The sequence below is a fragment of the Acinetobacter sp. FDAARGOS_515 genome, assembly GCF_003938865.1.
In the GTDB taxonomy this organism is placed as follows: Bacteria; Pseudomonadota; Gammaproteobacteria; order Pseudomonadales; family Moraxellaceae; genus Acinetobacter; species Acinetobacter ursingii.
In genome coordinates this window covers 1,491,899-1,507,485 of sequence record NZ_RKIX01000003.1, presented here as the reverse complement: position 1 = coordinate 1,507,485, position 15,587 = coordinate 1,491,899, and the positions used below count along the sequence as shown (strand labels likewise).

The following is a 15,587-nucleotide window of genomic DNA, read 5'->3' as shown; positions in this document are numbered from 1 at the left end:
GTTTCATGGGGTTATGGTGAATAAACAACCGCTGGTTTTACTGGTTGATGATGAAGAAGATCTCTGTGCGTTAATGCAAATGACGCTGGCACGTATGGGGATAGCAACACATTGTGCTTATCGTATTGCGCAGGCGAAAGAACTTCTGCAAAACAATAATTATGATGCCTGTTTGACTGATTTGAATCTGCCTGATGGCAATGGGCTAGATCTGGTGCATTATGTTACACAGCACTGGAGTCACTTGCCGATCGCGGTGTTAACCGCCTATGGCAACATGGATATTGCAATTGCAGCACTTAAAGCAGGTGCTTTTGATTTTGTCAGTAAGCCTGTCAACCAAATCCATTTAGAACAATTATTACAAAAAGCTTTTAATCGACCACAAAAACAGATCATCAATGATGAAGATAGTCTGGAAAACAGACTGCTCATTGGCCGTTCTGCACCGATCCAGCAACTACGCACTACTCTTAAGAAAATTGCACGCTCACAAGCACCCGTCTTTGTCACAGGAGAATCTGGCACAGGCAAGGAAGTGATCGCCAATCTGGTACACCGTTTAAGTAATCGCAGCGAAGGCCCATTTATTGCCATTAACTGTGGCGCAATTCCCAGTGAACTTTTAGAGAGTGAGCTATTTGGTCACAAAAAAGGAAGTTTTAGCGGCGCAACTCAAGACAAGCAAGGCCTAATCTTATCGGCACATGGCGGTAGTTTATTTCTGGATGAAATCGCCGAATTACCTTTGAATATGCAAGTTAAACTGTTACGGGCTGTACAAGAGAAAAAAGTTCGTCCAGTGGGTTCTGAACACGAAATTGATGTGGATTTTCGCGTCATTAGTGCCAGTCATCAGGATCTTGAAACATTGGTACAACAAGGCAAATTCCGTCAGGATTTATTTTTTCGCATTCATGTGATGGATCTTGAGCTTCCTCCATTACGTGAACGTGGACAGGACATTTTACTCCTCGCCCATCATTTTATTCAAAAAGTATGCGCTGAATGGGAAATTCCAGTCAAGATTCTGTCTGAACGCGCTCAGGCTTTTTTATTAGAACAATATTTCCCCGGTAATGTTCGTGAATTACGTAATATGATGGAACGCGCCATTACTTTAAGTGATGACCATCAAATTGATTTACCTCACTTACAAACCGCGCCTTTTCGTTATAGCCAAGCAATGGCACCGATTCAACATCATTCTGATTATCTTTCTAGCGCAAATTCAAATCACTCAGTGCCTACGACATTGGCAGGCAACAAACTGCCACATGAAGGGCTAGAACAATATTTAGAAAACGTTGAAAAAGAGATTCTCTTAAATGCACTCAATTTGACGCATTGGAATCGTACTTTGGCGGCCAAAAAACTAGGCATGACTTTTCGATCTTTGCGCTATCGCCTGAAAAAATTTGGGTTAGATACTGAAGAGATTTAAATTATTTTTGTTGATGATTATTTTTGCTTGAGCAAAACCTCAGCGACATTATCCAGATAATTTTCATCACGCATTTCATTTGGTAAAGGATACAGAATATTCGGCTGTATGCCTTTACCATCAATCATTGAGCCATTTGGCGTGTAATAATGCGACACCGTCATCTGTAAAGCTGCACCATCTGGCAATGGGAACAGTTTTTGCACAACACCTTTACCATAGCTCTTTTCGCCAATCACCCAAGCACGTTTATGGTCTTTCATGGCAGCAGTAAATACTTCAGCCGCAGAAGCCGAACGATGATTAATGAGGATTCCTAATTTTACTTTTTGAAATTCACTGCTGGGTAGCGCCTGAAATTGTTGATTGCCTTCCGAACGACTTTTGGTCGAAACAATAACTCCCTGATTTAAAAATAAATCGGCAGTTTCAACGGCTGCTGAAAGCAAACCACCAGGATTATTACGCAAATCGATCAGTACTGCTTTCAGTTTGGATATATCGTATTCTTCTAATAATCGTTTAATTTCATTCGCAGTATCTTGCTGAAAAACTTTAACTTTTAAAACCAAAACCTGATTATGTAAGAGCACTGGCTGAATATCAGCTTCCATTTTTTTATTACGCACCAAGGTTTGAGGCGTATTCATCAATGAAGTTTGAATTTGTAAGGTCGAACCAATTGATCCATATAAAAGTGCATACACTTGTTCATGATTAAGATTTTGAATGATTTGGTCATCAATCTTAATCACTTTTTGACCATTTCTTAAACCTAATTTATAAGAATCTGAGCCTTCTTTTAGATCCCGAATCTGCCATTGTTTGGTGTGTTGTTCAAATACAAGCGCAAAATCAACCGATGCCAAATCGCCTTCGGTATATTGCATCAATTGTTTATAATCTTCCGCAGACAAATAGCGTGAATAACGATCCAGCCCACCTACTAAGCCTTTTATTGCTTGCTGAAATAAAACCTCATCAGGTTTGACATCGACATAGTTATCTTTGACGATGCCATAAATCTGAACAAATTGTTGAATAGAATCGACTGGAATCTCAACATAATGCTGTTCGGTATCTTCATCAAAGTCCAGTCCACTTGCTGCCTCGATCGGTGCTGCAAATGATGTTGAAATCGCGCTGCAACACATTAAAATGCCTGCAAAGATTGCACCCAATTTCATGTGTTGCGCCATTCAGTCACCTTTTATTCGTGGGTCAGGGTCAATAAGTTGCGTCCCTGCATATCAGCAGGTACAGGAATATGCATCAAATGCAATAATGTTGGTGCTACATCAGCTAAAATCCCGCCCTCAGCAATCACAGCCTGAGTTGGTCCAACATAAATAAATGGAACTGCTTCAGTCGTATGTTGAGTATGCACCTGACCACTATGGTAATCCTGCATTTGTTCTACATTACCATGATCTGCTGTAATCAACATATGACCGTGGTTTGCCATGACCGCTTCATAGACACGACCTAAACAGCGATCTACCGCTTCCACCGCTTTCACCGCGGCATCAAAAACGCCGGTATGCCCCACCATATCGCCATTGGCATAATTCACGACCAATAAATCATATTCACCTGAATTAATTGCATTCACTAATTCATCTGTGACTTCATACGCGCTCATTTCAGGTTTTAAATCATAAGTCGTGACATTTGGAGATGGGATCAAAATGCGTTTTTCACCCGGATATTCATCTTCACGTCCGCCACTAAAGAAAAACGTTACATGGGCATACTTTTCAGTTTCAGCAATACGCAATTGGGTTTTGCCTAAATCAGACAAGTATTCCCCAATTGAGTTTTTCAAATCTTCTGGCATATACGCTACAGGCGCATCAATCGTCGCTTGATAGCGGGTTAGCATCACAAATTTAGATAATGCGGGAACAACTTTACGCTCAAATCCTGCGAAATCTTTTTCAACAAAGGCTCGTGTTAACTCACGCGCACGGTCTGCGCGGAAGTTCATAAATACGATGCTATCACCATCTTCAACTTTGGCAAGCTCGCCAATCCGAGTGGCTTTGACAAACTCGTCACTCTCACCTGCGGCATAGGCTTGTTCTAAACCTTCAACAGCGCTATTCACGACGCGAACTGCTTCACCTTCAGTGAGTAAACGATACGCTTGCTCAACCCGATCCCAGCGATTGTCACGATCCATTGCAAAATAACGACCAATCAGGGTGGCTATACGACCTTGATCTGGATATTGCGCAAAGACCTGATCCAGTTTTTCTAAAGATGGCTGCGCACTTTTTGGCGGCGTATCACGTCCATCCAAAAAGGCATGTAAATAGACTTGAGCACCACGTTTTAGCGCCAGCTCACACATGGCAACAATATGATCCTGATGCGAATGCACACCGCCTTCAGACAACAAACCGATAATATGCACTGCACCATTTGCGGCTTTGGCTTTTTCAACCGCATCAACCAGCACTTCATGTTCAAAAAATGCGCCATCACGAATTTCTTTGGTAATACGGGTAAAGTCCTGATATAGAACACGACCTGCACCCAGATTCATATGTCCGACTTCAGAGTTACCCATTTGACCGTCAGGTAAACCGACATCTTCACCAGAACCAGAAATTAAACCATGCGGATGCTTTTGTTTCATCATCGTAAGATTAGGGGTTTTTGCTGCCAAGAAAGCATTGTCTTCGACCGCTTCACGATGACCCACACCATCCATAATTACAAGAACGTGAGGGATTTTGCCAGCAGTTGCATCCGTCATGATTGATACTCTTTTTTGTCTACAATTTCGTCGCACTATCTTACCGAATTTTAGTCCAAGACTCTATGCACAGATGATCACTTTACTCATTTAGCATGATTGATTCAGACGATCTGGTAGTCATTTGAACATTAACGCGCCCGATATAACAAATAACTGCCTGCCCCAAACATGAACAGAATTGGAATAAAAATAAACCATGCTGGAGATGGCGAATACACCAAACTGGCATAGCCTAAAAAGTCCTGTAAATAGAAAATACTTAAGCCTACAAACAAGGCAATCACCAAACGAAAACCCATTGATTGTTGGCGTAACGGTCCAAAAATAAAGGAACAGGCAATCAGCGTCAGGGCAATCAATGAAAAAGGCGAGCCGACTTTTTTCCAAAATGCGAGCTGATAGGTTTTAGGAATCTGGCTATATTCATGCATATAGCGCATAAAACCGACCAACTCGCTTGGCGCCAACTCTTCAGGATCGAGTGTCACCATATGTACAAACTTAGGCTGCAAGGCTAAAGATAAATCTTTCGTTGGAATCTTCTGAAAGCTGGCATCACCATTGGGCAAAATATTAAGCTGTTGATTATTTTTTAAAACCCACTCACCGTCACGAATAAACTGACCTGTTTTCGCTTTGATGACTGTATCTAAGCGATAGTCGTCATCAAAAGACGCGACCTGAATGCCATTTAGATTGCCCTTGGAATTGGCATAATCGATATAGTAAAAATGATTACCTTCTTTGGTCCAATAACCTCGCACTTCACCTAAAGCAGCGACAGTGCTTTGAGTTTTGACACCCTTTGCCTGTTCAGTGGTATATGGAATCACCCATTCACTAATACAAAATGACAAAATGACCAACAAAAATGCAGGACGCATCACCCAACCGACAATTCGCCAGAGACTGACGCCCGAACCGCGCATCACGATTAATTCACTGTTAGATGCCATAGAACCCAAGCCCAGCACAGCACCAATCAAAGCCGCAATCGGGATCAGCTTGATGACATTATGGGGGGAATCCCACATCACATATTTAAAGGCATCCCACGCACCATAACCTTCTTTGAGTGAACCTAATTCGCCAATATAAGAAAACAAGATAAATAAGAACACCAGCACCAGAAGCGTTCCTAACATCATCAATGTGGTCGTCTTGGTCACGTATCTGGACAATATCTTTTGAGCTAACATTATGATGATCTCACTTGTTTGATCTTACGTTTGATCTTCGGTGCAAGGCTTTGTTTTCTGGCAAAGAGCAAGGCAGCAACAAAATAAGTCATTAATATCGCAGGATAAACCCAGATGCCAAATTCACCACGGCTAATCCGAGTTTGAGCCGCAATCAGCAACACGATCATACTGGCAAAAATCATCAATGCAGGAAACAGTTTCAGATAACGTCCCTGCCGCGGAGTGACTTCAGATAAAGCCACCGCCAGTGCCAACGCAACAAACATTGAAAATGGTGCAAAAATACGCCATCCCAACTGACTGGCAATCACAGGATCATTTCGATTTTCCCAAAGTTTTGACATCTGTAAAGCCGAAACATCATTAGAATCATAAGTGGCTTCTTTATTATTTTCGATGCGAAAGCGCCAAGTCTGAAACTCGGCCTGTACATATTTGGCAGTGTCAGGATAAATCTCGTAACGCCGTCCTTGAGTCAGATCGACGACACTGGCCGTCTGATCAGCCATTTCGACACGCGTCGCTTCTTTAGCTACAACCAATTGATCAGGTTTGCCTACTTTTTCCGCTTTAATATAAACAAAGATATCTTTTAAGTTTTTTCGATCTTCTGATAATGAACCTGCATAAATCGTATAGGGTCCAGAAGAGATAAATTCCTTAGGACGTACCAAATCGAAACCTGTTCGCAACGCTTGAGTCGATGACAACTCATTAAACTGGCGTAATCCCCACGGTGATACCCACATCATGAGTATCATTTCAACGATCACAAAAACCAAGGTCATCGGCAGCAATAAACGCGCAAGTTTGTGTTTACTGACTCCACTACTATTGAGTACCGCCATTTCATGTTCGACATATAAGCGACCAAACACCAGCATCAAGCCAATAAAGAAACTGAGCGGCAGTAATAAGATTAGAAACTCAGGTAAACGATAACCAATGATACTGAACAGGACACTGACATCCAGACGTCCCTGTGCGGCAACACCAAAATATTTGATCAGTCTTGCGCCTAGCACGATCAGCGTCAAAATACTGACCACCACCAGACTGGTTGACACGACTTGCTTGACGAGATAACGCCGAATAATCAAAGTGAATACTTCCAAAATGGACAAACGCAATACAGCATAGTTTACCCGAATGTTAAAAATATAAAACCTATCCTACACTTGCCAATTGAAACTGATGTCAGGAAAGTGTTTCAATGGTAGGCATCAATGAACATATTTAAATAGGCATCCAGACCGCATATGAAATATACGATTAATTCCGCATTGCCACAAAACTCATCTGCTGAATCATTGCTGATTCTGGTCGATAACAATAAGCTTGAAAGCATTGAAAAAACATATCAAATCAATGAATTAAAAAAATTATTTGAACACGTACATTATAAAGCCAGTTTCAATGAAAGCTTGCCTCTTATCGGAAAATTAGCAACCATTCCTAATGTCACTTTATTGGGTTTAGGCGATGCTGCCGATGTTAAAGCCGCAAAAATAGCGAAACTGGCGCAGAGCATTATTAAAGCCACACAAACCAAATTCAAACAAATTCATATCGATCTTTCAGCACTTCCTGCTGATTTGCATTATCTCTTTGCTTTAAGCCTGTCACAAGCGGCTTATGGTTTTGATGAGTTTAAATCGAAAAAGAATGAGTTTGTTCTCGAAACCATCAACTTGATCAGCACCAATAGCAGTTTAAATTACGACCAGTTACAACTGATTGAAGCCTTACAATCTGGTCAAGCCCTTGCGCGTGATTTGGGTAATCGTCCTGGAAATATCTGTTTTCCAGAATATCTGGCAGATCAAGCCAAAGCCCTTGCCAATGAGTTTCCAGATTTACTCAAAGTCACGGTACTGGATGAACAGCAAATGGCGGATTTGGGCATGAATGCCTTTCTTGCAGTCAGCAAAGGTTCTGCGCGTCCGGGACGTGTGATCACTCTCGAATACAATTCCAAACTCGATCAGGCTCCCGTGGTCTTGGTTGGTAAAGGCGTGACCTTTGATACAGGCGGGATTTCGATCAAACCTGCACAAACCATGGATGAGATGAAATTTGACATGTGTGGTGCTGCGTCAGTATTAGGTACGATTCGAAGCTTATGCGAAGCACGTTTACCGATTCATGTGGTCGGCGCGATTGCTGCGGCAGAAAATATGCCGTCTGCACAAGCAACTCGTCCGGGCGATATTGTGACGACTATGAGTGGACAAACTGTAGAAATCTTAAATACCGATGCCGAAGGTCGTTTGGTGCTGTGCGATACGCTTACCTATATTCAGCGTTTTAACCCAGCACTGGTCATTGATATAGCAACGTTAACAGGTGCTTGTGTGGTGGCATTGGGCAAAGTGTTAAGTGGTTTATTCTCACCTGATGATGAATTGGCGAATGAACTCTTACAGGCAGGCGAACAGTCCTTTGACCGCGTTTGGCGTATGCCTGTGAGTGATGACTATCAGGAATTACTCGATTCACCATTTGCTGATATCGCCAATATTGGCGGGCCTTATGGGGGTGCAATTACCGCAGCCTGCTTCCTACAGCGTTTTACCCGAGACTACCGTTGGGCACATCTAGATGTCGCAGGCACGGCTTGGCTATCTGGTCCAAACAAAGGCGCAACGGGTCGCCCTGTACCACTTTTAGTCCAGTTCTTGGCAAATCGCGTTAAAGCGCATGGCTAATATCAGCTTTTATTTATTTGAAACCAGTCAGGAACGGCAAGTCGACAGTGCTTGCCGTTTATGCCGTAAGTTATTGAAAAAACATCCGAAGATTTGGTGGTATTGCTCAGATCAAACTTTACAGGATGAATTAGATGAGGCTTTGTGGTCATTTGATCCGCAAAGCTTTATTGCGCATGGGATTGATCAAGTTCATGCACCTGTTTGTATTTCCGCGCAATTACCCGATCAATCTGACTGGTTTGTGTTTAATTTTAACAATCAGGCACTTGAACAAATTGAGCAGTTTGGTCACATTATTGAGATTATTGAAAATAATGAAGCTGCCAAACAGCTTGGGCGAGAAAAATTTAAATTTTATCGTCGCTTAGGGATCGAACCCCGCACCTTTAAACTGTAAAAGTCCATTAAAATGTAAGGAGATGGCGAGTGGCACTCAATGTCGGTCAGGATTTTAAAAAACGTTGGTTAAACGCGCCAGAAACGGTTCGTCAAACTTATCAGGATGATCTTGCCCGAATTTGTGATTTATTACTGCCACAGACGGTCATTGAAACATGGACAACGCAAGATCAAAAATCACAGCAGATCTCTTTGGATAAAATTGATCAAGCCTATGCTGATTTAAAAGCAGAATTGATTGAACAAGCGCATATTCGTAAACAGCAAGCACTTGAACAATCGCTTGCAGAAAAACGAGAACAACAAGCCCAATATGCAGCGTCACTACAAGCGGATGAAGCTCATAAATTTCAACAACAAACTCATGAGTTAATGGCTTTACGCAGTCATATCCAGCAAGAGATTGAAACTCAGACTGCTCGTTATCATCAAAACCCAGAGCAGGTAGCGATAGATTATTCACACGCCCGCCACCAAATATCAGATGATCAAATTCAGTCTGAACTAGAAAGCTTACGTTTACGGCTGGAACTTGAAGCAGATAGCTTGATTGAGCAGGCAGTGACCGTATTTAGAGCCAAACTGCATACCGCAGCGCAAGAAGAAATCGAATACATTCTAAAAAACTCAAATTTTTAGAATCTATATTGAATTCAATTCTTTATTTTTTCCAGATTGTCATCAAACTGACACATCCTTGTCACATGATAGTCATATCGCGGTTGCGATTAACTTTATAATACTGTTAAACATTTGACCCATTTCTGGAAAAATTCATGAACATACTTAGCAATATCTCCGCACAGATTGCCCAGTTAACCACAGGCGAGACTTGGACTTTATCTGCTCAGGATTTATACATGAGTCGCGACGATTTCAGCTCTCTTTCCATTTTCTTGAAACAGGAATCGCAAAATGGTACATTTTCCGTCGCGATACCAGAAACCCTTAAATCGTGGCTAGGTTCAACGTCATTAACTGTCACCAAACACTAATAAAAATGCCCAGTTTAAAAACTGGGCACATTTAAATCTTCAACAATATTTTATTTTAAGAAACCATTTTCAGCCAAAAAAGCCATACTAATATCAGCAGATTGTTGACCTTGCTCTGCGGCTTTATCGCCTAGTAGAAGACGCTCAATATAACGCGCCAACACATCCACTTCTAAGTTTACTTTTGCCCCAGTTTTCCATGTGGAAATATTAGTGCGTTCAGCCGTATGCGGAATCAGATTCAAACTTAAAATATTGCCCCGTAAATGGTTAATCGTCAGGCTAATGCCATCCACGGTGATTGAACCTTTTTCTGCCAAATATTTGGCAATTTCAACAGGAGCTGTTACTTCATAATAAATCGAACGGGCATCTTCGCGCACCAATGTAATTTCACCCACCGCATCGACATGGCCGCTAACAATATGCCCACCAAAGCGTGTGGTCGGTAGCATCGCCTTTTCCACATTGACAGGCTGACCGACTCGCCATTGTCCAAGTGTCGTCCGATTAAGGCTTTCACGTGATACATCTGCGGCATACCAGTCACTACCCCACTCGATTACAGTTAGACAGATCCCATTGGTTGCAATCGAATCTCCCAAATGCACATCGGACATATCCAGATCAGTTTGAATGCGTAAGCGCACATCACCACCTACGTTTTGCAGGCTTTCAACTTTGCCTAAACTTTCAATAATGCCTGTAAACATGCTGCTGCTCCAAATATTGATTCTGCATAAATGTGTTGCTTACCAAAGTGCAAGCTGGGTATTTGGCCCAGACGTATCAACCCCACCCAATTCTGCAAAGTGATACAGTTGTCCTAAAAGCTGACGCAGCGGCGGTCCTGATTTGGCATGTGTATCGGTAATCACGATAAACTCAAGTACCCGAGCACGTTCAGACTGACGTTGCTTACTGACTCGATAACGTGGCACATCTTGTGTTAATAAGGTCACTTTGCCGCGTTTCAAATTGGCCGTGAGTAAATCTTTCGGATCGATATTCCCATCAGTCGAATAGCTGGTCAAAATATAACGTGCGTTAATCGTCGCCAGTAATTTTTCATAAGCATCTTTGGCATGTCTGGATGAGTTATAGGGACTTGGACGTTCTTTACGCCATGCCCGATCAATCCCGCTCTTGTAGCCCTTCGTATCGGGTGGCGGCAAATCCACTTGATCCCAAAGGGTTAAGGCATTCAAAACATGGTAATTACTACTGTAGGCGTGTTGATTGTAAGGTGGATCCAGATAAGCGACATCCACTTCAAAACCACTCATTTGATTGGCGAGATGCTGTGCATCGACACACCACATTTCAGCCGCAGGACGTTTAGCATCGCCAATTTCACAAAAACGGCTTGGGGTCAGCCAAAGCAAAGATTCAATCCGTTCTAATGCGGTCTGGGTTTTACCACCCCAGCCTTGATGAAAGCTTTTAAATACACCACTGGTATTACTGACAAAACTGGCAGAATAGAGTAAAGGTGCCAACAGTGCACTCATTTCTACATCATTAATCGCACCCTGCGCTTGCCATGTCGCAATCTGCTGACGAATCGCATCAATCCGCATGCCATTACGACGTTTAAAAAATAAACGGTCGCGACTCGGATCATACACATCATCATTACGTGGACACAGATTATGCGTTACCCAGCCTTTGACTTCAGGCAAGCGATTCAAATAATCAATGGCTTTTTGATAACCACCTAACTCTTTAAATGCAGGCGCATCGACACAGGCCAATATCGCATGATTTAAAGCATGGCTATAAGGTTCCCAATCATTGGCAATCACACGATAACCGTTTTGTCGTGCCAGACGCGATACGACACCACTGCCTGCAAAAAAATCGGCAAAAATCGGGGGATTCTTCTTTTTACTGTTCAGCGTTCCCGTAATTTCCAGTGCTTCTAAAATCAGATGCAATAATCTGCGTTTGTTGCCTAAATATGGCACCAACTGGTGAAATAGATATTCATCTGTGGTTCGTGCCGCATGACGGCGTTTATGATAAACCGAAGCCTCTGAATTCATACTGTCTCTTGAATCGGGATAAGTCTTAAGCGGATGTCCTGACCAATTTGCGTCACATCAAACAGCTTAAATCGAAGTTGCTCTGACATTTTGTGCAAATCAGCGCTAAACATGGCACGTGCCGATTGCCCCAATAATGTGGGAGCAATATAGCTGATCATTTCATCGACCAGTTTTTCCTGTAAAAATGCCGTCGCTAAAGTCGTTCCTGCCTCCACCATCACATCATACAAATGATATTCTTTGGACAAGGTCGCAAGAAGTTCGCGTAGGGATTGAACAGGCAATTGTAGCACACCTAAATCTGCAAGTTCCTGACGAAATGGCCCCATCACCATTAAGCTTTCAGGTGCATGTAGAATTTTAGCCGTTAAGGGTAAACGCCCCTGCCGATCCAAGATTAAACGTTTGGGTTGAGCAATGGCAGAGATATCCTCGACATCCGCAAGTACTCGTACATTGAGCTGGCAATCATCTGCAAGTACAGTTTGTATGCCCGTGATCACTACAGCTGAACGTGCCCGCCAATATTGTACATCCAGACGCGCATCTACACCTGTAATCCATTTGGATTCACCTGATGCCATTGCGGTTCGCCCATCTAAACTCGAAGCGACTTTCAGGCGGACATAGGGCAAACCTCCCGCCATGACTTTTAAAAAACCACGATTAAGTTCAATGGCATCCTGCTCAAGCACTCCCACCTGTGTGGTAATCCCTGCATTGTTTAATATTTTTTGACCTTTGCCAGCGACTAAGGGATTTGGATCGAGTGTTGCAATCACCACGCGGGTGACTTTGGCACGGACTAGCGCTTCAGCACACGGTGGCGTTCGACCAAAATGTGCACAAGGTTCTAGGGTCACATAAGCGGTTGCACCTTCAGCACGATCACCCGCTTCACGTAAGGCAAAGACTTCGGCATGTGAACCACCAACAGGTGCCGTCGCGCCACGACCAATGATCTGATCATCTTTGACAATGACGCAACCTACAGCAGGATTTGGACGGGTTCGATACAAGGCAGTTTTCGCCTCAGCCAATGCTTGCGCCATCCAATAATGATCTTGTTGATCTAAGTGACTTACTTTAGTCATGTTCGTGTTCACGTTGCTGCATTTGTTCAATTTGACGACGGAATGCTTCGACATCCTGAAAGTCCTGATAGACAGAAGCGAAACGGACATACGCGACATGATCCAGTGCAAACAATGCCTGCATCACAACCTCGCCAATCTTACGAGACTTAACATCACGCTCACCCAAACGTCTGATTTGCAATTGAATATCACTCAAAACCGTTTCAATTTGCTCTTGGGTAACAGGACGTTTTTGCAGAGCATGCATCAGTGAACGGCGTAATTTAGCCTCGTCAAAAGGCTCGTTTTTGCCGTTTGATTTAATCACACGAGGCATCACCACTTCATAACTTTCAAAAGTTGTAAAGCGTTCACCACAATGGAGACATTCACGTCTGCGACGAATTTGACAGCCTTCAGCAGCAAGACGTGAATCGATGACTTTACTGTCTGCGGCGTTGCAGAAAGGACAATGCATAGCAGCTCAAAATGAATTCATTCTTAGAGCTAGTGTAGCAAAGATTGGACAAAGACTAAATCATCTCTCTATAAACAAAAAAACAGCCACGAGGGCTGTTTTTAATTTAATTCTAATTACTCGATACGTTCGCCATGTTGGCTTAAATCCAGACCCATACGTTCATCATCAGCCGACACACGGATACCAATGATTAGATCGATCACTTTTAGAATAATAAAGGTCATTACACCACTATAAATGATGGTCGCAAGAACACCTTCAAGCTGTACCCATAACTGACCAGCAAAGGTTGGAGCAAGAGTAACACCCGCTGCTTTAATAATTTCATCGCTATAGAATACGCCAGTTAAAATTGCACCGACGATACCACCAACTGCATGTAAACCAAATGCATCCAAGGCATCATCCGCTTTTAACATGCGTTTCAATGCAGTAATCCCCCAGAAGCAGACTACACCACCGATCAGACCCATGATCAACGCACCACCTACACCGACAAAACCAGCCGCAGGAGTAATCACAACCAGACCAGCAACCGCACCAGATGCACCACCTAATACAGAGGCTTTACCACGAATGATTCGTTCTACCACAAGCCATGAGAAAGCAGCAGCGGCAGCAGCAACTTGAGTCACCAGGATTGCCATACTTGCACGTGCGCCTGCACCTAATGCACTACCACCATTAAAGCCGAACCAACCTACCCAGATCAAACTTGCACCGATCACAGTCAGTGTCAAATTGTGCGGAGCCATAGATTCTTTGCCTAAGCCAATACGCTTACCGAGCATATAAGCAGCCACCAAACCGGCCACACCTGAGTTAATATGAACCACCGTACCACCAGCAAAGTCTAAAGCGCCTGCTTTAAATAACCAGCCATCCGTTGCCCATACCCAGTGAGTAATTGGGGTATAAACCACCAGAACCCAAACTGCAATAAACAACATAAATGCTGAATACTTCATACGATCTGCGATTGAACCACTAATAATGGCAACCGTAATAATCGCAAAAGTCATCTGGAAAATTACAAACAGTGTTTCTGGAATCGTACCGCTTAAAGCATCGAAAGCCACACCATTTAACATGGCTTTGGACAAGTCACCAAAATAAGCCCCTGTTCCAGAGAAAGCCAGTGAATAACCTGCAATCACCCAGATTAAGCTCACAAGAATGGCAGCTGAAAGACTGAACATCATGGTGCTTAGTACGTTTTTCTTACGCACCATACCGCCGTAGAACAATGCCAAGCCAGGAATGGTCATGAGTAAAACCAATGCTGTCGAGATCAGGATCCAAGAGGTATCGCCTGTATCAAGTTTTGGCGTCGCAGCAGCTGGAGCCACGGGTTCTGCTGGAGCAACGACAGTGGCGGTTGCAGCAGGAGCTTCTGTTGTCACAACAGTGGTCGTTTGTTCTGTTGGTGTAGGTGTTGATGCAGCTTCTTCAGCCCACGCAGCCGAACCACCTAAAAGCGCACTGGATAAACCAAGTGCCAAGAGCATTTTTTTCATTTGTATCCCCCAACCTAAAATTTTGTGAGTTATGCCGTATTCAGCAAACTTTGTGCCAACACTTAAACAGCGTCTGGACCAGTTTCGCCTGTACGAATACGGATCACTTGTTCCAGATTTGTCACAAAGATTTTTCCGTCACCAATTTTTCCTGTGCTAGCAACACGTGTAATTGATTCGATGACCGCATCGACCATTTCATCGCTAATCGCAATTTCAATTTTGACTTTAGGAAGAAAGTCAACGACATACTCTGCACCACGATACAGTTCAGTATGACCTTTTTGACGACCAAAACCTTTCACTTCAGTGACAGTAATCCCCTGAACACCAATTTCAGAAAGTGCTTCACGCACATCGTCCAATTTAAATGGTTTTACAATAGCAGTTACGAGCTTCATGTTTGTTTTCCTTCGGCTTATTTCACCAGTAAGGTTTTATGTTCAATTTTCATGCCAATATTTCTTAGGTTGAGGGAATCAGAAATGATCAGCGTGATTTTGTCTTTATAACCTATTTGCGCTACAAGATGTAGCATCTCCCTTTAATTTAAACATTTTTCTACTTTGTTTTGCAGTTTAGCTATAAAAATAGGTTGATTAATCGGAGAGCACTAGGGTCAATATAAAAGCAGTGGTAAACTGCACGCGGATCATATTATTTACGCGGATATCTCATGATTGAAACACTATTACAGGCGATACTTGAACAAGTCGACCAACCAAAAAAAGACCTTGAAAATAATTTAAGAGCTTTGCTCAATGAAGCTGTAGAGAAACTGGATTTAGTTTCAAAACAAGAAATTGACCGTCAACGTATTGCACTTCAACACGCCAATCAGCGCCTTAGCCAATTACAGGAACAAATGAATATTTTAGAGAGCATCATTCAAAACAAAAAATAAGCACCAACTCAGTGCATAAACATTTGAAAACGATTAAAAATAAAGC

At 42.8% G+C, this 15,587-nt stretch carries 16 protein-coding genes; 6 read left to right on the top strand and 10 right to left on the bottom strand.

Annotated elements, in window-relative coordinates:
• The first annotated feature begins 13 nt into the window (after window positions 1–13).
• Window positions 14–1,444 (top strand): sigma-54-dependent transcriptional regulator, encoded by a 1,431-nt coding sequence (locus tag EGS47_RS08640; protein ID WP_005001796.1) that lies wholly within the window; start codon window positions 14–16, stop codon window positions 1,442–1,444.
• A 17-nt stretch (window positions 1,445–1,461) separates the two neighbouring features.
• Here EGS47_RS08640 and EGS47_RS08635 read toward each other — a convergent pair whose 3' ends face one another.
• The 4 genes from EGS47_RS08635 to lptF all read right to left on the bottom strand — a co-directional run bounded on the left by EGS47_RS08635 (window position 1,462) and on the right by lptF (window position 6,510).
• Window positions 1,462–2,643, bottom strand: coding sequence for a S41 family peptidase (locus EGS47_RS08635; protein ID WP_005001795.1), 1,182 nt, complete (start codon window positions 2,641–2,643; stop codon window positions 1,462–1,464).
• 11 nt (window positions 2,644–2,654) lie between these two features.
• Window positions 2,655–4,205: a 2,3-bisphosphoglycerate-independent phosphoglycerate mutase gene (gene gpmI, locus EGS47_RS08630; protein ID WP_005001794.1), complete on the bottom strand. Its 1,551-nt coding sequence runs from the start codon at window positions 4,203–4,205 to the stop codon at window positions 2,655–2,657.
• A 131-nt stretch (window positions 4,206–4,336) separates the two neighbouring features.
• Window positions 4,337–5,407, bottom strand: a complete 1,071-nt coding sequence (gene lptG, locus EGS47_RS08625) for an LPS export ABC transporter permease LptG (protein WP_005001792.1) — start codon at window positions 5,405–5,407, stop codon at window positions 4,337–4,339.
• Window positions 5,407–6,510 (bottom strand): LPS export ABC transporter permease LptF, encoded by a 1,104-nt coding sequence (gene lptF / locus EGS47_RS08620; RefSeq protein WP_005001788.1) that lies wholly within the window; start codon window positions 6,508–6,510, stop codon window positions 5,407–5,409. The genes lptG and lptF overlap by 1 nt, the downstream gene beginning before the upstream one ends.
• Before the next feature lie 159 nt (window positions 6,511–6,669).
• Here lptF and EGS47_RS08615 point away from each other — a divergent pair, with 159 nt between their 5' ends.
• The 4 genes from EGS47_RS08615 (at window position 6,670) to EGS47_RS08600 (ending at window position 9,515) form a co-directional block, all read left to right on the top strand.
• Window positions 6,670–8,118, top strand: a complete 1,449-nt coding sequence (locus tag EGS47_RS08615; protein WP_005001786.1) for a leucyl aminopeptidase — start codon at window positions 6,670–6,672, stop codon at window positions 8,116–8,118.
• Window positions 8,111–8,518, top strand: coding sequence for a DNA polymerase III subunit chi (locus tag EGS47_RS08610; protein WP_005001784.1), 408 nt, complete (start codon window positions 8,111–8,113; stop codon window positions 8,516–8,518). Before EGS47_RS08615 ends, EGS47_RS08610 begins: the two co-directional genes overlap by 8 nt.
• Window positions 8,519–8,547: 29 nt before the next feature.
• Window positions 8,548–9,159 (top strand): hypothetical protein, encoded by a 612-nt coding sequence (locus tag EGS47_RS08605; RefSeq protein WP_005001781.1) that lies wholly within the window; start codon window positions 8,548–8,550, stop codon window positions 9,157–9,159.
• Window positions 9,160–9,296: 137 nt separating this feature from the next.
• Window positions 9,297–9,515 carry a hypothetical protein gene (locus tag EGS47_RS08600; protein ID WP_004995372.1) on the top strand — a complete coding sequence of 73 codons (219 nt, stop codon included), beginning with the start codon at window positions 9,297–9,299 and terminating at the stop codon, window positions 9,513–9,515.
• A 50-nt stretch (window positions 9,516–9,565) separates the two neighbouring features.
• Here EGS47_RS08600 and EGS47_RS08595 read toward each other — a convergent pair whose 3' ends face one another.
• From EGS47_RS08595 to glnK, 6 genes are all read right to left on the bottom strand, one after another.
• A complete protein-coding gene (locus EGS47_RS08595) occupies window positions 9,566–10,228 on the bottom strand; it encodes a riboflavin synthase (protein WP_005001779.1) in 663 nt (220 codons plus the stop codon).
• Window positions 10,229–10,267: 39 nt separating this feature from the next.
• Window positions 10,268–11,560 carry a DNA adenine methylase gene (locus EGS47_RS08590; protein WP_005001778.1) on the bottom strand — a complete coding sequence of 431 codons (1,293 nt, stop codon included), beginning with the start codon at window positions 11,558–11,560 and terminating at the stop codon, window positions 10,268–10,270.
• Window positions 11,557–12,657: a bifunctional diaminohydroxyphosphoribosylaminopyrimidine deaminase/5-amino-6-(5-phosphoribosylamino)uracil reductase RibD gene (ribD, locus tag EGS47_RS08585; RefSeq protein ID WP_010588816.1), complete on the bottom strand. Its 1,101-nt coding sequence runs from the start codon at window positions 12,655–12,657 to the stop codon at window positions 11,557–11,559. Before ribD ends, EGS47_RS08590 begins: the two co-directional genes overlap by 4 nt.
• Window positions 12,650–13,117 (bottom strand): transcriptional regulator NrdR, encoded by a 468-nt coding sequence (gene nrdR / locus EGS47_RS08580; RefSeq protein WP_005001774.1) that lies wholly within the window; start codon window positions 13,115–13,117, stop codon window positions 12,650–12,652. Before nrdR ends, ribD begins: the two co-directional genes overlap by 8 nt.
• 116 nt (window positions 13,118–13,233) lie before the next feature.
• A complete protein-coding gene (locus tag EGS47_RS08575) occupies window positions 13,234–14,637 on the bottom strand; it encodes an ammonium transporter (protein ID WP_005001773.1) in 1,404 nt (467 codons plus the stop codon).
• A 62-nt stretch (window positions 14,638–14,699) separates the two neighbouring features.
• A complete protein-coding gene (gene glnK, locus EGS47_RS08570; protein WP_004656379.1) occupies window positions 14,700–15,038 on the bottom strand; it encodes a P-II family nitrogen regulator in 339 nt (112 codons plus the stop codon).
• Between the two features lie 275 nt (window positions 15,039–15,313).
• Here glnK and EGS47_RS08565 point away from each other — a divergent pair, with 275 nt between their 5' ends.
• On the top strand, window positions 15,314–15,541 hold the full coding sequence (locus EGS47_RS08565; RefSeq protein ID WP_005001770.1) for an accessory factor UbiK family protein: 228 nt from the start codon (window positions 15,314–15,316) through the stop codon (window positions 15,539–15,541).
• Window positions 15,542–15,587 lie beyond the last annotated feature (46 nt).